The sequence below is a fragment of the Prosthecobacter fluviatilis genome (genome assembly GCF_055388355.1).
This window is the reverse complement of record NZ_AP043782.1, coordinates 1746704-1765030: the sequence shown is the minus strand read 5'-3', so window position 1 is coordinate 1765030 and position 18327 is coordinate 1746704. Positions and strand designations below refer to the sequence as shown.

At 61.2% G+C, this 18327-nt stretch carries 15 protein-coding genes; 12 read left to right on the top strand and 3 right to left on the bottom strand.

The window, feature by feature from the left end:
• Positions 1–12: 12 nt before the first annotated feature.
• Genes ACZ5WW_RS06835 through mutM form a run of 4 tightly spaced genes read left to right on the top strand, consistent with a single transcriptional unit; the run spans position 13 to position 2830 of the window.
• Positions 13–303, top strand: a complete 291-nt coding sequence (locus tag ACZ5WW_RS06835; RefSeq protein ID WP_377170725.1) for a hypothetical protein — start codon at positions 13–15, stop codon at positions 301–303.
• 17 nt (positions 304–320) lie between these two features.
• The gene (locus ACZ5WW_RS06830) at positions 321–1538 is read left to right on the top strand and encodes a cysteine desulfurase (protein ID WP_377170727.1); all 1218 of its coding nucleotides are present in this window, start codon (positions 321–323) and stop codon (positions 1536–1538) included.
• 34 nt (positions 1539–1572) lie between these two features.
• A complete protein-coding gene (sufU, locus tag ACZ5WW_RS06825; protein WP_377170729.1) occupies positions 1573–2010 on the top strand; it encodes a Fe-S cluster assembly sulfur transfer protein SufU in 438 nt (145 codons plus the stop codon).
• A 7-nt stretch (positions 2011–2017) separates the two neighbouring features.
• The gene (mutM, locus tag ACZ5WW_RS06820) at positions 2018–2830 is read left to right on the top strand and encodes a bifunctional DNA-formamidopyrimidine glycosylase/DNA-(apurinic or apyrimidinic site) lyase (protein ID WP_377170731.1); all 813 of its coding nucleotides are present in this window, start codon (positions 2018–2020) and stop codon (positions 2828–2830) included.
• Positions 2831–2842: 12 nt separating this feature from the next.
• On the opposite strand, the gene ACZ5WW_RS06815 is transcribed toward mutM, so the two are convergent.
• Positions 2843–3883, bottom strand: a complete 1041-nt coding sequence (locus ACZ5WW_RS06815) for an SAM-dependent methyltransferase (protein WP_377170733.1) — start codon at positions 3881–3883, stop codon at positions 2843–2845.
• A gap of 66 nt (positions 3884–3949) precedes the next feature.
• Positions 3950–4384, bottom strand: a complete 435-nt coding sequence (locus ACZ5WW_RS06810; protein WP_377170735.1) for a c-type cytochrome domain-containing protein — start codon at positions 4382–4384, stop codon at positions 3950–3952.
• A gap of 160 nt (positions 4385–4544) precedes the next feature.
• Here ACZ5WW_RS06810 and ACZ5WW_RS06805 point away from each other — a divergent pair, with 160 nt between their 5' ends.
• Both ACZ5WW_RS06805 and ACZ5WW_RS06800 read left to right on the top strand, forming a co-directional pair.
• Positions 4545–7190: a DNA translocase FtsK gene (locus ACZ5WW_RS06805; RefSeq protein WP_377170737.1), complete on the top strand. Its 2646-nt coding sequence runs from the start codon at positions 4545–4547 to the stop codon at positions 7188–7190.
• Positions 7191–7332: 142 nt separating this feature from the next.
• The gene (locus ACZ5WW_RS06800; RefSeq protein ID WP_377170739.1) at positions 7333–8322 is read left to right on the top strand and encodes an AAA family ATPase; all 990 of its coding nucleotides are present in this window, start codon (positions 7333–7335) and stop codon (positions 8320–8322) included.
• 158 nt (positions 8323–8480) lie between these two features.
• On the opposite strand, the gene ACZ5WW_RS06795 is transcribed toward ACZ5WW_RS06800, so the two are convergent.
• A complete protein-coding gene (locus tag ACZ5WW_RS06795; protein WP_377170741.1) occupies positions 8481–10004 on the bottom strand; it encodes a hypothetical protein in 1524 nt (507 codons plus the stop codon).
• Positions 10005–10859: 855 nt separating this feature from the next.
• Between ACZ5WW_RS06795 and ACZ5WW_RS06790 the strand changes: the two genes are divergently transcribed.
• From ACZ5WW_RS06790 to ACZ5WW_RS06765, 6 genes are all read left to right on the top strand, one after another.
• On the top strand, positions 10860–11771 hold the full coding sequence (locus ACZ5WW_RS06790; RefSeq protein WP_377170743.1) for a DUF58 domain-containing protein: 912 nt from the start codon (positions 10860–10862) through the stop codon (positions 11769–11771).
• 76 nt (positions 11772–11847) lie between these two features.
• The gene (locus tag ACZ5WW_RS06785) at positions 11848–12192 is read left to right on the top strand and encodes a DMT family protein (protein ID WP_377170745.1); all 345 of its coding nucleotides are present in this window, start codon (positions 11848–11850) and stop codon (positions 12190–12192) included.
• A 247-nt stretch (positions 12193–12439) separates the two neighbouring features.
• Positions 12440–13252, top strand: a complete 813-nt coding sequence (locus ACZ5WW_RS06780) for a hypothetical protein (RefSeq protein WP_377170747.1) — start codon at positions 12440–12442, stop codon at positions 13250–13252.
• A 263-nt stretch (positions 13253–13515) separates the two neighbouring features.
• Positions 13516–14859, top strand: coding sequence for an exodeoxyribonuclease VII large subunit (gene xseA / locus ACZ5WW_RS06775; protein ID WP_377170750.1), 1344 nt, complete (start codon positions 13516–13518; stop codon positions 14857–14859).
• Between the two features lie 36 nt (positions 14860–14895).
• Positions 14896–16329, top strand: coding sequence for a DUF1501 domain-containing protein (locus ACZ5WW_RS06770; protein ID WP_377170752.1), 1434 nt, complete (start codon positions 14896–14898; stop codon positions 16327–16329).
• A 381-nt stretch (positions 16330–16710) separates the two neighbouring features.
• On the top strand, positions 16711–18228 hold the full coding sequence (locus tag ACZ5WW_RS06765; protein ID WP_377170754.1) for a DegQ family serine endoprotease: 1518 nt from the start codon (positions 16711–16713) through the stop codon (positions 18226–18228).
• Positions 18229–18327: the final 99 nt, after the last annotated feature.

Sequence of the window (18327 nt, the reverse complement as noted above, 5' to 3'; positions counted from 1 at the left end):
AACTCGATTTTCATGAAATTCGCCCGCGCCAGCTTTCTCGTTTTGATCTCTGTATGCTTCACCAATTGCAGCAACAGCCGGACATGGAATTCATTCAAAAATTCCTCCCTGCTTTATCCGGTGAAGTTTTTGGATCAGACCGGTTCTGCCATGCTTGACTGGCTGGGGGAGAATGAACTGCCCACAGACGGCAAGCCTGCCAGCATGCAGGAGCGTGCGCGTGAGATCGAAAGCCGCGGCCACTACGCCGGCCGTCAGCCTGCGGCCGTGGGTGCCGCTGGACAGCGCATGGCGGCTCGCTAAGTGTGCCGCCAGCACACATGGACTGGCACCGCATACGATCTGATTTTCCCATTCTCGACCAGCAGGTAAACGGACACCCGCTGGTGTATCTGGACAGCGCCGCCAGCAGCCAAAAGCCGCGCGCTGTCATTCAGACGCTCACGCACTACTATGAGCGTGACAATGCCAACGTACACCGTGCCCTGCACGAGCTGAGCAACCGCGCCACCGAGGCCTATGAGGCCACACGCGGCAAGGTGGCCCGCCTGATCGGCGCGGCGTCTGAGGACGAGATCATTTTCACGCGTGGCACCACCGAGGGCATTAATCTCGTGGCCAACACCTGGGGCACTCAAAATCTTCGCGCTGGAGATGTGATCCTCGTCACGGGCATGGAGCACCACAGCAATCTGGTGCCCTGGCATCTGCTGGCCCAGCGCACCGGAGCCACGCTGAAACACATCCCCGTGCTGGACGACGGCACGCTCGACCCTGAGGCCATCGATTCGTTGCTGAATGAGCAGGTGAAGCTCTTCGCCTTTGTGCATGTTTCCAACTCGCTAGGCACCATCAATCCTGCCAAGGAGCTTATCGCCAAGGCGAAGGCTGTGGGTGCGGTGACGCTGCTGGACGGTGCGCAGAGCGTGGGCCACATGCCCATCGATGTGCAGGATCTCGGCTGCGATTTCCTGGCCTTTTCGGGACACAAAATGTGCGGCCCCACGGGCATCGGCGCGCTTTATGGCCGAATGGCCCTGCTGGAAAGCATGCCGCCCTGGCATGGCGGGGGCGAGATGATCCTGAGCGTGACGATGGAAGGCAGCACCTACAAGGGGCCGCCCCACCGGTTTGAGGCGGGCACGCCGGACATCTCCGGTGTGATCGGCCTCGGTGCGGCGATCGACTACCTGCAGGCCATCGGGCTGGAGAGCATCCAGCGCCATGACCACAATCTGGCCAATTACGCTGTGCAGCGCATGAGCGAGGTCCCTGGCATCCGCATTCTGGGGCCGCAGAACGGCCACCGGGGCGCGCTGGTGGCCTTCCACCTGGACTTTGCCCACCCGCATGATCTCGTGGAGTTTGCCAACAGTCACGGCGTGGCCATGCGCGGCGGGCACCACTGCACGCAGCCGCTGATGAAGCGGTTCAAGGTGCCTGGCACCACCCGCGCCAGCTTCTACTTCTACAACACGCTTGAAGAGATCAATCGTCTCGTCGAAGTACTGCTCCTCGCGCGTAAGTTCTTCGCGTGAGACGGGCCCTCCGGCCTGACCCGCCCCTACGACCATGCTTTCCGACGACCTTCGCGATCTCTACCAGCAGGTGATCCTGGATCACTCCCGCAACCCGCGCAATCGCGGTGAAATCCCGCCGCCCTGTCTTCACGCCCATGGGGACAATCCCTCCTGCGGCGACGAGATCGACGTTTGGGTGAAAGTGAAGGACGACGGCAGCATCGAAGATCTCAAGTTCACCGGCCAGGGGTGCGCCATCAGTCAGGCGAGCGCGTCGATGATGACGCAGAAGATCAAGGGCAAGTCCAAGGACGAAGCCGCGGCCGTGCGTGAGGATTTTCGCCGCGTGGTGATGGGCGACGGTGCTCCCGCGAATGAGGATGCCCTCGGTGAGCTCATCCTCCTCGAAGGCGTGCAGAAATTTCCCCAGCGCGTGAAGTGCGCCATGCTGGCCTGGCGCGCGCTGGAGCAGGCGCTGGAGGGGAAGTAGGCTTTTTATGCCCGAACTCCCCGAAGTCGAAACCACGCTGCGCGGTGTGCTGCCGCATGTGATTGGCAAGAAGGTGCGGGAGGTGATGGTGCGGGACAAACGCATGCGATGGCCGGTCCCGGATGAGATTCATGAGCTTGAGGGCTGCCGCATAGAGTCCGGGGAGCGGCGGGCGAAGTACATGCTGTTTGGCACGGCCAAGGGCACGCTGCTGCTGCATCTGGGCATGTCGGGGAATCTGCGGGTGCTGCCAGCGGACACGCCTTTCAAGAAGCACGACCATCTGGCGATCACGATGGAGGATGGCCGGCAGCTGCGGCTGCATGATCCGCGCCGGTTTGGCGCGGCGCTGTGGATCGAGGGAGATCCGGCGGAGCATCCGCTGCTGCGGGACCTGGGGCCGGAGCCGCTGGGGGATGAATTTACGGTGGAGACGCTGCACGCAGCGTGTGCCGGAAAGACAGCGGCGATCAAGCAGGTGATCATGGACGCGCATGTGGTCGTGGGCGTGGGCAACATCTACGCGAGCGAGGCGCTCTTTATGGCGGGCATTGATCCGCGCCAGCCTGCGGGCAAGGTTTCCAAACCGCGTCTGGCCAAGCTGGTGCAGGCGATCCGCAAGGTGCTGGCGGCCTCGATCCAGATGGGCGGGACGACTCTGCGGGATTTTTTAAACGAGAGCGGCGAGCCGGGTTACTTCAAGCAGACGCTGCGGGTGTATGACCGCGAGGGCGAGCCCTGCCGTGTGTGCGAGACGCCGGTGAAGCGCATCGTGCAGGGGCAGCGGGCGACGTATTATTGCCCGAAGTGCCAGAAGTGAACGTCGTCGGGCTCAGCCGGCGGTGGCGCAGATTTCGCGGCGGTTGCCTGCGAGCTGGGTGGCGAAGACGGGGGCTGGGGCGAAGTCGCGGATGGTGTCGATGAACTCATGCGCCCGGTCTTCGAGGGCAGGGGTGTTCAGCTTGATGGTGAGAATGAGCCGGCGTGCCTGCACTGCATCCTGGATGCGGCAGAGGGTGGGAATGATTTCAGGTGGCGCCAGATTGATGTCGCAGAGCAGCAGTGCGGGCTCCTGCGGGAGTGCCGTGAGGTTGAGCCGGCCTGCGGCGGTGCGCCAGTGCTCGAACCGCACGCCTTTGGCCTTGGCAAGCTCCAGCACGCGAGGGTCCATTTCCCCGGTATCCACGCCGAGGACACTCATGCCACGCTGAATCAGCGCGTAAGTGGCGCCGCCGGGAGCGCAGCCGAGATCGAGCGCCGTCTGGCCACGCAGGTCGAGCTGATCCCAGCCGCGCCAGGCGAGTGCCTGCTCCAGCTTGAGCCAGGCGCGTGAGGGCACCTCTGAGGGCAGGGCAATGCGTGGCAGGCCGCCCGGCTGGCTGTGCATGCCGGGCTGGTGCTCATGGCAGCCTAGAAAAAAGGGCTCCTCCTGAGTTTCGCCAACGACGACGTCGAGAATCAAATCGCCATGACTGAGGGGTAGCCGGGTTTCGAGCGGAATGCCGGCTTGTGCGAGTGCGGCAGAGATCTCTGCGGCGAGGGCGTCGATGCGCTGCCAGGTGTCGGCTTTCACCCCATCCTCATCGGTGACGCGCGGGAAGACATGGAGGCGCACAGGTCTGGGGCCAAGTTTGCGGGCATGTTCGACGGCTTCAGCCATGGTTTTGCAGAGGCCAAGGGAGATGCCGCTGACTCGCGCGAAGTGGCTCAGATTTTTGGGCGGGCTGAAGCCGGGGCTGCGTACCTTCCAGGTGATGAACTGCGGCTTCATGAAGGCCGGGGTTAGCTCACCGGCGAAATGGCTGGCGATGTCGCGCTTGAGCGTTGCTTCAGATCCTGCGCGGCAGGTGGTGAAACGGAAAGGGGTATTCATGAAGGGGGAAAAAGAAAGGCGGAGCCCAAGGCTCCGCCCTCCGTGGTGAGATGTTGTGCTGAGAAATTATTCCACGCCCTTCCAAGCACCGAAGCTGGCGCCTTCGGTGATCCACTTCTTGATGAGGTCGATGTTGGCGGCGGAGACGCGGTCGCCCTTGCCTTCAGGAGGCATGGCCATGTCATCAGAGTCCGGCAGGGTCATGGTCTTCACCAGCCAGCTGGCGTCGGGCTTGCCGGCGACGACGTTTTCCTCAGGGTACTCCTTGCCGCCCTTCATGATGGCTGCAGCGCTGTCGAGACGCAGACCGCCTTTGGGCTTCTTGATCTTGCCATTGTCTTCGTGCTCCTTCTCGTGGCACTTGAAGCAGCTTTCCTTGAGGACGGGGAGGACCTGCTTTTCAAAATCCACTTTGCCGGCGTCCTGGGCGCTGGTGGTGGAAGTGACGGAGGCACCGAGGGCGAGCACGGCTGCGAGGGTGAGGGCGAGGGTGTTTTTCATGAGGATGGTATGACGTAGCGACGGACAAAGATGTTCGCGGGAATTTTGCGGTCAAGCAGCATCCCTGGCACGAATCGAAGCCGATTCACAAAAGTGAGGCAAGGTAAATATTTTGGTGGCCTTAAATTATTTCGTCTGCCACAATTACCAGATTGTTGTCATGAGCCGTGCCGCCTCTGCCGCCCGCCCCCCTCGCGCCCGATCTACGGACGAGAAAGAAAGCCCATGGAATGACGCCTTTGGCATCGGCTTCCTGATGATGGCGGTGATGCTGCTGCTGGCGCTGGTGTCCTATGACCCTCAGGACATGCCATCGTGGTCTTTTTTGGCTCTTTCCGAGTCCACCGGGGAGGTGACGCACAATTTTGTGGGGCGCGTCGGGGCGCTGGTGGCGGGCCACATGCTGTGGCTGATGGGCTATGCGGCCTACCTGCTGCCTTGCAGCATGATGTGGTTCGGCGTGTGCAAGCTGCACTCGAAAATCAAGGTCACCCGGGCAGCCTGGCTGGGGGTGGCCATCATGATCATCAGCGGTGCCGCTCTGCTGGAGGTGCAAAACCTGCTGAGTGAGCGGGATCATTTCACCCCCCTGGGCGGCTCCGGCGGTCTGGGCTTTGTGATTGGCGGTAGTCTGCTGAAGAACCTCCTGGGCAAGGTCGGAGCCACTCTGCTTCTCGGCACGGTGTACATGGGCGGGCTCTTTCTGGTGACCGGTCAGCACCCGCTGACGGTGATGCACAACATCCGTCTGGAGATCACGCGCTGGAAGGCGGAGCGCGAGGCGCAGCGCCTGATCGAGGAAAAGCTGGCGGAAGAAGCCGCCAACACCGTCCCTGGCACGGTGACGCCTGTGCCGGAAGGCCTCAGGCGGAAGAAGAAGGACAAGGGCGGTGAACTGCGCGGCGATACGCCTGCTGTCACCGCGACCAACATGGAGCTGCCGCTGAAGTTTGACCCGCCGCCGCCGAAGATCATCGACTCCTCGATTTCACGCGCGCATGATGACCGCAGCGACAAGCCGAAGCTGGCCGAGGTCTGGGAGCAGAAGCGCGCACAGAAGATCGAGCAGGCCCCGCATGGCTCGCTGGGAAATCTGACCAAGCTCTTCAAGGATTACAAGCTGCCCTCCATGGAGCTGCTCAAATGGCCAGAGGACACCAAGCGCGCGCCCACGGACAAGAACGAGCTGCTTGGCATCCAAGCCACCATCGTCAAGGCGCTGGCCAGCTTTGGAATCAGCGTGGAGCCGGGGGACATCACCCGCGGTCCGGCCATCACCCGCTACGAGGTGCGTCCCGTAGACGGCCTGCGCGTGAGCCGCATCGCGAATCTGGACGCGGACATCGCCCGTGCCACACGTGCCGAGCGCATCAACATCCTGGCGCCGATCCCGGGCAAGGACACGGTGGGCATCGAGCTGGCAAATTCGGAAAAGACCATCGTGCCGCTGCGCGAGCTGCTGGAGGACGAAGTCTTCGTGAACGGCAAGTCCAAGCTGCCAGTGGCCCTGGGCAAGGACGTGTATGGCAAGACGATCATCGGCGATCTCGCGGCCATGCCGCATCTGCTCGTCGCAGGCGCCACGGGAAGCGGCAAGAGCGTTTGCATCAACAGCATCGTGACCAGTCTGATCTGCCGCTTTGCGCCGGATGAGCTGCGGTTCATCATGATCGACCCCAAGGTCGTGGAAATGCAGAACTACGAGGAGCTGCCGCACCTGGCGCTGCCGGTGGTCACCGATCCGAAGAAGGCGCTGCTGGCGCTGCGCTGGGTGGTGAAGGAGATGGAGAACCGCTACCAGATCTTCGCCCAGGAGGGGTGCCGGAATTTCGAAGCCTTCAACAACCGCAACATCAAGCGCAAGGCCGAGGCAGACGCCGCACGTGCTGCGCGCAATGCGGCTGCCGCCACGGTTGCCCCTGCAGCCGCCGCAACCAAAACGAAGATGAAGGCTGGCGTGGATGACGCCCGTGTCTCCGCTGAGTTTGCCAAGGAAGCCGCCGAGGAAAACACAGAGCCCAAGACCGCCGAGGTCGGCACGGTGGATGGAGAGACGGAAAACAACGAGCTTCGCGACGCCAGCGGCACCTGGCTGGGGGATTCCCAGGCACCGCCGCCACGCCGGCAGGAAGTCGTCATTCCGGACACGATGCCCTACATCGTGGTCATCGTGGACGAGCTGGCAGACCTGATGCAGACCGCCCCGGCGGACATCGAAGTGGCCATCGCCCGCATCACCCAGATGGCGCGTGCGGCGGGCATCCACCTTATCGTGGCCACGCAGACGCCGCGTGCGGACGTGATCACCGGCGTGATCAAGGCGAACATCCCGACGCGCATTGCGTTCCAGGTTTCTTCTGCGCTGGACAGCCGCGTCATCCTGGACCGTAAAGGTGCGGAAAATCTGGTGGGCAAGGGGGACATGCTCTACGTGCCTCCCGGTGGTGCGCAGCCGGTTCGCAGCCAGGGCGCACTGGTGACGGATGATGAAATCCACGCGCTGGTGGAGCACTGCGTGGCGCAGGGCAAGCCGGTCTTTGATGTCAAAGTCGACGACGAAAGCGGCGAGTTCGGTGATGAAGACGGCGAAGACGAAGACGGCGTGAGTTCTGAAGAGCAGGAGTGCCTGGAGAAGTGCCTGGAGGTGATCCGCCAGGAGAAGAAGGCCAGCACCAGCCTGCTGCAGCGCCGCCTGCGCCTGGGCTACGGCAAGGCCGCCCGCATGATCGACATCCTCGAAGACCGTGGCATCATCGGCCCCGGAGAAGGTGCCAAGCCGCGTGAGATTTTGGTGCAGATGGACTGAGGCCGGACAAAGTAGTCCAGAGGTTTGCTTCGCGGCTGCGCAGCAGCTCGTTCAGGGCCTGCGGAGCTTTCCCGGAACGAGCTAAAGCTCCAAACTACTTTCATGCCTTGCGCAATCGGAGCCGCTGGCGAGAGTCGCCCGTATGTCCGACCACGCAGACTTCCGCACCCTGTTCACCAGCCTCAAGGCCGAGATGCAAAAAGCCATCGTCGGGTACGATGAACTGCTCAGCGATGTGCTGGTGGCCATCTTCTCCGGCGGGCATGTGCTGCTGGAGGGTGTGCCGGGCCTGGGCAAGACCTACCTCGTGCGCACGCTCTCGCAGGTGGTGGGGCTGGAGCCGGGCCGTGTGCAGTGCACGCCCGACCTGATGCCGGCGGACATTCTGGGAACGCACATCGTGGGCGAGGATGAAAAAGGCCGCCGCACGCTGCGCTATGAAAAGGGGCCGGTGTTTAAAAACCTGCTGCTGGTGGATGAGATCAACCGCGCCACGCCCAAAACCCAGGCCGCGCTGCTGGAGGTGATGCAGGAGCGCTGCGTGACGACCGGTGGCGAGCGCCACACGGTGCCCGAGCCCTTCCTCGTGCTGGCCACGCAGAACCCCATGGAAATGGAAGGCACCTATCCGCTGCCCGAGGCGCAGCTGGACCGCTTCATGTTCAAGATCAAGGTGCCGTTTCCAGATCTGGATGCGCTGGTGGAGATCTCACGCCGCACCACCGGCTTCACCGAGCCGAAGCTGGCCACGCTGACCGATGGGCCAAAGCTCATCGCTTTGCAGCAGCAGCTTTCCAAGATCCCTGTGGCCGATCCCGTGGCGCACTACGCCTCCCGTCTGGTGCTCAGCAGCCACCCCGAGCAGCCGGATGCGCTGCCGGAGGTGAAGCGCTACGTCAGCTACGGCGCAAGCCCGCGCGGCCTGCAGTCGCTCATCCGTGGTGCCCGCGTGTGGGCTGCCATCCAGGGGGCGACGGCTGTTTCCACGGATGACATCCGTGCCATCGCCCACGTGGCGCTGCGTCACCGCATCATCCTCAATTTTGAAGGCGAGGCCGGTCAGGTGAAGGTGGACGACATCATCACCAAACTGCTCGATCAGGTGAAGACACCCGCGCAGCAGGCGGCGTGAGGATCCCAATGTGCGCGGCGGAGCGCCCTTAGCTTTTACCAACAAAACGCGCACACGGCATGGAGAAATCCTCACCTGCAACCTCGCATTGGAGGCTTGTGATAAGGAGAGCTGACGTCTCGATTTATCATCCGGTCCCCAAATGATTTCCCAATGTCCTAGGCAGGGGCGGCTTGCCAGATGGTCATCGTCGGGTCATTCAACCGGGCGGTAAAAACGTCTTCCATTCGAAGTTCAAAATGGGGGTGTTCGTCGTCGCGCTCGGGGAGTGAACTGTGGACATAATCCGCTTTGTTTAACCAATAGTGCCACGCATCCCGAAGTTTCCAATTGATGCCGAGACCCAGTGCTTGGATCATACGCCCGATGAGCCAAGAGACATAATGTTGAAGATGGTCTGCAAGTTGGGGGAGACATGCGGCGGCAATCCCGTCATGGACTAGGAGGTTTCTTGCACGATAGATACGATAGAGGTGCCAGCGGAGCCGCGTCTCACTCTGTTCCATCCGGCGCCTCACGGATTTCGGCGAGGAGAACTGTTTCCATGCTTTGAACATGCGGAACACCAGTAGAGGGTGTCCCCCTGTAAATGACGTTAACTGCTTCAATGCCGGGGAATCATCAGGCAGAGTGAGTACTTTTAAAAGCTGTTCTGGCGGAACCTTTTGATTGTAACCAAGACGGAAGGGCAGATCTGCCGTGTTCAAATCAGGATTGGACTTGATCCAAAGATGAAGGCTAATCGAGAGGTATCGGATGTATTTGTCAATGTTTCGCCACGCAAGTAGAGGAGGCGCGGCACGGAGCACGCGGTTGATGATGGTATCGCCTTCTAGCACTGCCGTTAGGCACTCCAGGGCAGACCAGAGGTTGACCAAACGAAAGCGGTGGTCCGATGTGCTCAACGCGGCATTGTGTAGGTCTAGCGCAGCAAATATGGCTGGCTCTGAAACTCCGGAAAGACTCTTCACTGCGAGGTCTGATAACTTCAGAGCCTGGGCGCGGGCGTGGTGGTTTTTCAATGTCTCGTCGCGGGAAGATACTGCTATTGCATTTCCATTCTGGATGATCCAACCTCCTGGATGCAATGAACTCGCTGGGCACTGGTAAAAAAGCGCCATCACATTCAATGCGTTTCGCGTCCTCTCGCGGAGTTGTTCCACTGCCTCAGTCGCGTTCCCTGCAGTAACTTTGCAGCATAGCCACCCCGAACGCTGATGCTCAGCAAGCGCCGCCTGTGGCGGTAGACCTTGAATGTGTGTTCCCGCTTTATAGACACGGTCTGATTGAGCGGGCTTGCCGTGATCCAATACTTTTCTTAGTTCCGTTAGCTGGAGGTCAGTGACGCCTTGAACGCCAACGATGCATTCGAACTCGCCACTCACGAAATGCTCTTTGAGATCGAATAGCTTCTGAACGCGTGGTGCCCCTTCTTTCAACGCTTGCTGCAGTGCAGTCTCGCCAACTGAAACGCCCCCTCTCCGATATGCCACCGTAGCCGCGTGACTCAATATTATGTCACAATCAGTTTTCTTCTTCTCACATCCCGCCAGATCAATCTGTGCAGCTTTTTCCGCTATGAACGACTCGATTTGATCGTCAATTCCTTCTAGCAATAGCAGTCGAGTGATATTTGTTGCCTCCGAATGCTCCGTTTGCGCACTTCCAATACGGAATAGCATTTTTCGGTGTCTCGGGCTTAAGCAGTTAGATTCCAAGCTGGAGGACCTTTCTGCGATTTCCTCCCGGACCAGTTGCATGTGTTTCTGCCAAGCCGCGTGCCGTGAAATCTGTTCGCCTATAAATTGAGCCTCCTTCAGCAGTCCCGGAAGATTGAATAGGGAGGGATGAAAAATATCAGGTGTATGACTGCTGAACAACTCATGCCACCGCAATGCGGCGAACGATGTTCCGATATCGCAAACGGCAATTGATTCTCGCGAGGGGCACCACATAAAAAAAGAGAAGGGCGTCTTTGCAGACGCCCTTCTCTGGTTAAGTTTTGAAAAAGGAGGGCGTAGGATGAAGCGGAGCGAACCCCAATCCTCACCGGCAGCCCTAAGCAACAATAGACTAACTGTCGCAATAAATGATTGCAAGCTGTTTTTGTCTCTATCGATGGAGGGGCGTTGCGATATGGAATAATCTCGGAGCAGCACAGATGATCTGTAATTTAGGTAAGTTTTGATCGGGCCAATGAGGCATGCCCGTACTACACTGCCCGCCGTGCGGAGCAGGGTGGGCAGGCGGATACGAGTGGCCGTGGACCATGCTCTCCATGGTGGTGGCTGGTGGGGCATCTTTTGATGATCCAGACAACTGCATAGGCGGCAAGGACGTGACGGCGGAATTGCTGGCCTCTATAATGAGGCCGCAGCGTGCTGCATCCATCATGGCGCAGTTGTTCAAGTTTCAGGCCGACATTCTTTTTTGTGGGCGTTGCGCATTTTTGTCCTGCACATTCGGTTGAGTGTCTTTGCATCAATCGCGAGCGTGTAGCATATATCTCATTAAGATTTTTCAATCTGTACTACCCGATGCCCGACACCCTCGAACGCGAAGATCTCTTTGACGCCTCCTTTCTGGACCGGCTGCGTGTGCTGGCGCTGCGTCTGCGCAAACGGCGGCAGCTCATGCGGCGGGGTTCGCAGTCGACTTCAGCCACGGGCTTTACGCGGGAGTTCAAGGACTACCGCCATTACACGCCACGGGAGGACTACCGTGCGATCGACTGGCGGCTTTATGCGCGGCTGGACAAGCTCTTTGTGCGTCTGTACGAGGAGACGCAGGAGCTGAACCTGCACATCATGCTGGACACCAGCACCTCCATGGCGGAGCCGTTTCCGGAGAAGCGGCGGCAGGCGCTGCGCTTTGCGGTGGCGCTGGCCTACCTGGCGCTGAGCGCGCAGCAGCGGGTGAGCCTGTACTCCATGAGCAGCGGTGTGCACCAGGAGCTGCCGCCTCTGCGAGGGCAGGGGAACATTGAAAAAGTGATCCAGGCGGTGATGAAGCTGAAATTTGAAGGCCTCACGGACATGAAGCGCTGCTTTGAGGAATTCCGCCCCAGCAAGCAGCGCTACGGCATCATCTTCATCATCAGCGACTTCTTTGGGCGGGAGATTGGCAGCGCGGCCGAGGCCGTGGCGCGTGTGGCGGCGTGGCCAGGAGAGAACCATTTTTTGCAGATCGTGCATCCTGATGAGAGACAGCCGGAGATCGAGGGGGAGCTGGAACTGACCGAGGTGGAGACCGGCGAGCGCCGCCGGTTCTGGCTGACCAAGCGCGATGTGCAGCGTTACGTGGAGACTTTTGACGCCTTCGTGGGCAATCTGGCCAGCGAGTGCGCCAGCCATAGCGTGGACTTCATGCAGGTGACGAGTGATGAGGCCTTTGAAGAGCGCTTCCTGGACCTGCTGGTGCGTGGCTCTGCGCTGGCGGGCGGGGCGTGAGGGCAGGGATGGAGCATAAGCTGGAGGCCTATCCTCCTGTGCTTGGCATCCGGCTTTCCTATGCTCTCATGCAAGCATGAACTGGCCTGTGATCAAAGCGGTGGGACTCCTGGTGGGGTCGAATATTTTCATGACGTTTGCGTGGTATGCGCACCTCAAGGACTTGAAGAGCAAGCCGTGGTTCATCGCCGCCCTGATCAGCTGGGGCATCGCTTTCTTTGAATACATGCTGCAGGTGCCGGCCAATCGCATCGGCAGCACGGCGCTGAGCCTGCCGCAGCTCAAAATCATCCAGGAGGTGATCACGCTGACGGTCTTCATTCCCTTCGTGGTTTTTTACATGAAGGAGTCCTTCAAGTGGGACTACGTGTGGGCGGCGCTCTGCATGTGCGGGGCAGTGTACTTCATTTTCCGCAAGTGAACCGTTTCACTGAAAGCTTTCTGGGGGAGCGCCTGGGCGACCTCGGTGCGTGGTCGGCCCGGCTATTGACTCTCGGGTGGTGCAGGCCGGAACGAGAGTCCTGGGTGGCAGTGACTATTGGCTTTGTGGTGCTGACCGTTTTGTTAATTACCTGTGAGAAGTTGTGAGAATTACACACATTATTATTCACATATTCACATTTAAATTGTGAAGATGTTTAAGAAAGGTTAAACAACTCATCATTCCCATGTCCACCGCGAACGTTCGCAGACATCTTCATGAGACCCGCAACCGCCCTGCTGGCATCAAGAACCGACACGATGCGCATCGTGATCGCTGGCTGCTGATGACCAAGCGCTGGATTGGTGGTGCGGTGCTGGCCCCGGCATGTCTGGTGACGGCCATCACGCTGATCATGATGCTGTGGCGTGCGGTGGCGCGCATGGACTTCCTGAAGTCAGAGGAATTCATCTTTTTCACCTTTGGCGGCGTGGTCTGGGCCGTGGCCTACCTGGCCGGGGTGCGGCCGGTGACGGCGTATGTGTTTGGCCATGAGTTCAGCCACCTCCTGACGGCGCGGCTTTTTGGGGGGCGCATCTTTGACTGGAAGGTCAGCGCCGAGGGCGGCTATGTGGAGACGGACAAGTCGAACACCTGGATCACCCTGGCTCCGTATCTGATCCCGTTTTACACCCTGGTGATCATGCTGGTGTTTGGCATCGTGGGGCTGGCGCTGGACATGCAGCAGTCGCATGCCGTGCACGTGTGGAAGTGGACGGTGCACCTGAAGCCGCTGCGCTTTCTATACGCGCTGGTGGGGCTGACCTGGTGCTTTCATGCCACCTACACGGTGAAGACGGTGATCGCGGAGCAGGGGGACCTGAAGCGCAACGGGGAGTTTTTCTCGATGATGCTGATCTTTCTGATCAATGCCTTTCTGCTGATCGCGCTCTTTCTTGCCTCGTCGCCTGCGCCGGGGCTGGGCTTCATGGAGGTGGCGCGCTGCTGGTGGTCGGTGGCGTCGGGGATGGTCGGCTGGCTGTGGCACCTGGTTTTCTAAGACAGAGGGCAGGGGGTGTCAGGGCTGGATGGGAAGAGTCGTGCAATGCCGAATGAGTAAATCCGAATGACGAAACAAGGCCGAATGCCGAAGCTCGAAAGTTAAGGCAAAGGCGCTGGCCGCCTGTTTCAGCCTTTGGCTCTCTTCATGGCTGGATTCGTGATTCGGGCTTTGTCATTCTTTAGTCATTCGGATTTACTCATTCGTCATTTCCACCCGCATGGCTGGACTTTCCTTTCATCCCAGCCGATGACATCGCAACCATGCCCGAAGACCCTGATGTCCTTTCTGTGACCCAGCTCACGCGCGAAATCCGCGACGTGCTGCAAAGCCGCATCGGCACCGTGTGGGTGGAGGGGGAGATCAGCAATCACCGCCTGCAGTCCTCCGGGCACCAGTACTTCACGCTGAAGGACGCGGGTGCGCAGCTGAGCTGCGTGATGTTTCGCGGAGCAGCGGCGCGCAGCAGCGTGCGCATCCAGGACGGGGCGCTGATGCAGGTGCATGGCGAGATCAGCGTGTATGAGCCGCGCGGTCAGTACCAGATGGTGGTGAAGCAGGTGCAGGCGAAGGGCAAAGGCTCGCTGCAGGAGCGCTTTGAGGCGCTGAAGCGCAGGCTGCATGCGGAGGGGCTGTTTGATGGGGACAGGAAGCGCGCCATCCCGCGCTTTCCACGCGTGGTGGCGCTGGTGACCTCGCCCACAGGTGCGGCCATTCAAGACATGCTCAACATCCTGACGCGGCGTGCGCCGTGGGTGCGGGTGCTCGTCTTTCCCGTGCGTGTGCAGGGGCAGGGGGCGGAGCTGGAGATCGTGCGTGCGCTGCGGGTGCTGGGAGATGCGGAGGACTTCGGCCTGCCGGTGCCGGACACCCTTGTGGTGGGGCGCGGCGGTGGCAGCCTGGAGGACCTGTGGTGCTTCAATGAGGAGGTGCTGGCGCGGGCCATCGCCGCCTGTCCCATCCCGGTCATCTCCGCCGTGGGGCATGAGATTGATTTCACCATCGCGGATTTTGTGGCCGACCTGCGCGCGCCCACGCCCAGCGCGGCGGCGGAGCTGCTGGCACCGGACAGCGCGGAGCTGCAGCGGCATTTTGACAGCATCGCCCGCACGCTGAAGGCGCGGGTGGGCACGCTGCTGGAGCACCACCAGCACGTGATCGAGCTGACGGCCAAAGGCCCGCTGCTGCATGCACCGGACCGTTTGCTGCAGCAGGCGGAGCAGGGCGTGGACGAGCAAGAGCAGCGCCTGCGTGAAAGTCTGCGCGAAAGGCTGCAGGCGTGGGCGGATGACCTCACGCAGAAGCAGCATGTCCTGGCCGCGCATCACCCCCGCGTACAACTCACCGAAGCCGTGCACCGTGCGGAAACGAGTGGGCGCCGCTTGCAGCAGGGCTTGCAGCATCGGCTGGACCGCCTGGCGGACAGGCTGCAGTCGCGCGCGGAATTGCTCAAACACATCGGCCCGCAGGCTGTGCTGGCGCGGGGCTTTTCTTTCGCCACGAATGCGGAGGGGAAGGTGCTCAAGGACGCTGCTGAGGTGAAGCCGGGGGAGGAAATCGTGACGCGGCTGGCGCAGGGAGAGATCCGGAGCGTGGTGAAGGGATAGCAGGAAGAATCGCCCCACTCGCTGCGTAGGTAGGTCATGCTCTCACGCCGCTCCATGTTGAACCGCTCCGCCTACGGGATTGGCGGCATCGCCCTGGCCACGCTGCTGAAGGAGCAGAACCTCCTCGCCAGCCCGGAGCAGATCGGGCCCAAGCATTTCGATCTCAAGCCTAAGATGCCGCACGGCTTTGGGCAGGCGAAGGCGATGATCTCCATGTTCATGCAGGGCGGGCCGAGCCACATGGACCTGTTTGATCCCAAGCCCGAACTCACCAAGTACGACGGCAAGGATTTCCCCGGTGAGGTGAAATACGACGATGCTGCCGGCGCCAGCCGCGAGTGCCTGGGCAGCCCGTGGAAATTCAAGAAATATGGCCAGTCCGGCATGGATGTCAGCGAGCTGCTGCCACACTTTTCCAACATCGTCGATGATGTGACGCTCATCCGCTCCATGCACACCGGGGTGAACAACCACGGGCAGTCCATCTATGCGCTGCTCAACGGCCAGGTGACCGGCGGCCGCCCCACGCTGGGGAGCTGGCTCACCTATGGGCTGGGCACGGAAAATCAGGACCTGCCCGCGTATGTGGCGCTCACCGACCCGCGCGGCCTGCCCGTGCTCGGTGTGGACAACTGGAGCAACGGCTGGCTGCCCTCGCTGTATCAGGGCACCGTCATCCGGCCCAAGGAGCCGCGCATTCCCAATCTCGACGCGCCGCTCAGCCTCAAGGGCGATGCGCAGTCGCGGTACCTCAATTTTGTGCAGCGGCTGAACCGGGAGCACCTTGAATCGCGCCCTGGTGAGGCGGATCTTGAGGCGCGCATTCAGAGCTTTGAACTCGCCGCGCGCATGCAGACGGCGGCCAAGGAGGCGCTCGACATCGATCAGGAAAGCGCCGCCACCAAGAAGCTCTACGGCCTGGACAATCCCGCCGCTGCGGAGTTCGGCACCCGCTGCCTCATCGCCCGCCGTCTGGTGGAGCGCGGTGTGCGCTGCGTCTCCCTCTTCACCGGAAACCAGACCTGGGACAATCATCAAAACATCCGCACCGCGCTGCCTGCCGCCTGCCAGTATGTGGACCAAGGGGCTGCCGCCCTCGTCATCGATTTGAAACAACGTGGACTGCTGGACACCACCATCGTGCACTGGGGCGGCGAGATGGGCCGACTGCCCGTCATTCAGAATCGCTCCGGCTCCAAGGACCGCAGCACCGTGGGCCGCGACCACAACACCTACGGTTTCAGCATGTGGGTGGCCGGTGGCGGCTTCAAGGCCGGCCACATCCACGGCGCCACCGACGACTTCGGCCACCACGCCGTGAAGGACGTCGTCAATCACTACGACTACCACGCCACCCTGCTGCACCTCTTCGGCCTCGACGCCAAGCACCTCAGCTACCGCCGCAACGGGACTGAACAGGTGCTGGTGGAGAATCCGCAGGCGCGGGTGGTGAGTGAGATTCTGGCGTGAGCCAGTACGATGGACACTTTTGTCCGTCGATCAGCGGCACCGCAGACACTCCACGCTCACGCTGCTCCTTTACGGCAGGACAGCCCGTCCGCAGACACCCACACCTGCCACAGCGGTGCATCCTGCCTGCTCCCCCTGTGTTTCGGCGAAGCAGTGGGACTGGTGGATAGGACTTTGCGCCAGTTCGATGACAAGGCGGCCTGAGTGAGCGCTGATCGACGGACAGGAGAGCCGAGGCTTGGCGAGACTGGCGAAGCCGATCCATCGTACCACTGAGCAAACCTTACACGCTTGTAATGCTCCGGTAACGCAAAGGCCACGGGGCGGGTGTTTTTGTTGGGCGGAAATCAATCCACCCCAATCCATAACCCAACAACATCCATGAAAACCTCATCCTCCAATCAGACACTCTGGAAGCGCACGGTCGTGCTCGGCTCTGTGTGCGTCCTGAGCGCTTCGCTGATGGCCTTTACGTCTGCGAAAGACGGGGCTGCCGGCAAATCAGACCCTCTCAGCATCCAGGTCAGCGATGCCCCTCTGTCCGCCGCAGGGCGGGCTTACCCGAGCTTTGCACCCATCGTCAAAGCTGTGGCTCCCAGCGTGGTGAAGATCGCGGTCTCCAGCGAGGCCAAGGTCAGCCGCATGGAGCTGCCCGGCGGCATGGACCTGCGCCGCTTCTTTGGCCCGGGATTCCAGTTCCCGGATGAAATGCAGCAGCCGCAGCAGCGCCGCCACATGCCCAAGGAGCAGGGCGTTGGCTCCGGCATCATCGTGAGCAAGGACGGCTACATCCTCACCAACAACCACGTGGTGGAAAACGCCAGCACGATCAAGGTCTCCATGACCGATGGGCGCGAGTTCAGCGGCAAGGTGGTCGGGCGTGACCCGAAGACGGACGTGGCCGTGGTCAAGATCGAGGCCAAGGACCTGCCTGCCATCACCTTTGCGGACAGCGACAAGATCGAGGTGGGAGAGACGGTGCTGGCCGTGGGGCATCCCTTTGGCATCGGGCAGACGGTGACGACCGGCATCATCAGTGCCAAAGGCCGCGCCACTCTGGGGCTGGACTATGAGGACTTCATCCAGACGGACGCTGCCATCAATCCGGGCAACTCCGGCGGTGCGCTGGTGGATGTGGACGGACGCCTGATCGGAATGAACACTGCCATCCTGAGCCGCAGCGGAGGCAATCAGGGCATCGGTTTTGCCGTGCCCACCAACCTGGCCCGCTGGGTGATGGAGAGCCTGGTGAACACGGGCCGTGTGGACCGCGGATTCCTGGGGGTGAACATCCAGGACCTGACCCCGCAGCTGGCGCAGCAGTTCAAGATGGACGGAGCCAAGGGCGCCCTCGTCTCGGCCGTCAATCCTGGCAGCCCTGCTGACAAGGCGGGTGTGAAGAGCGGTGATGTGATCACTGAATTCAATGGCAAGACGGTGAAGGACAGCCGGCACCTGAAGCTGCAGGTGGGCTCCACCACGCCAGGCGCGGCCGTGCCGATGAATGTGCTGCGCGATGGCAAGACGGTGAACCTGACCGTGACCGTCAAGGAGCTGCCCGGAGACAAGGTGGCGGACGCCACCCCTGCCGCTGGCAACAAAGATGACGCCCTGCACGGCGTGGGTGTGGCAGACCTGGACCAGGCGACGCGTGAGCAGCTCAAGGTGCCCTCCCATATCAAGGGGGCCGTGGTCGCCTCTGTGGACGAGGACTCCGTGGCCTATGAGGCGGGACTGCGTGAGGGTGATGTGATCCTGGAGATCAACCGCCATCCCGTCAAAGACGCCGAGCAGGCCACCGCCCTGTGTGCCAAGCCGGAGAACATGGTCACGCTGGTGAAGGTGTGGAGCCAGGGCGGCACCCGCTTCATCGTCGTGGATGAAAGCAAGGCGGGCTAATGTGTGAGCGAGCGATCGTGTGTGAACGCGGCCCGCCCTGGTGCGAAAGTGCCGGGGCGGGTTTTTTTCCAGAAGGTAGCGCGGGCAATCCTGCCCGCA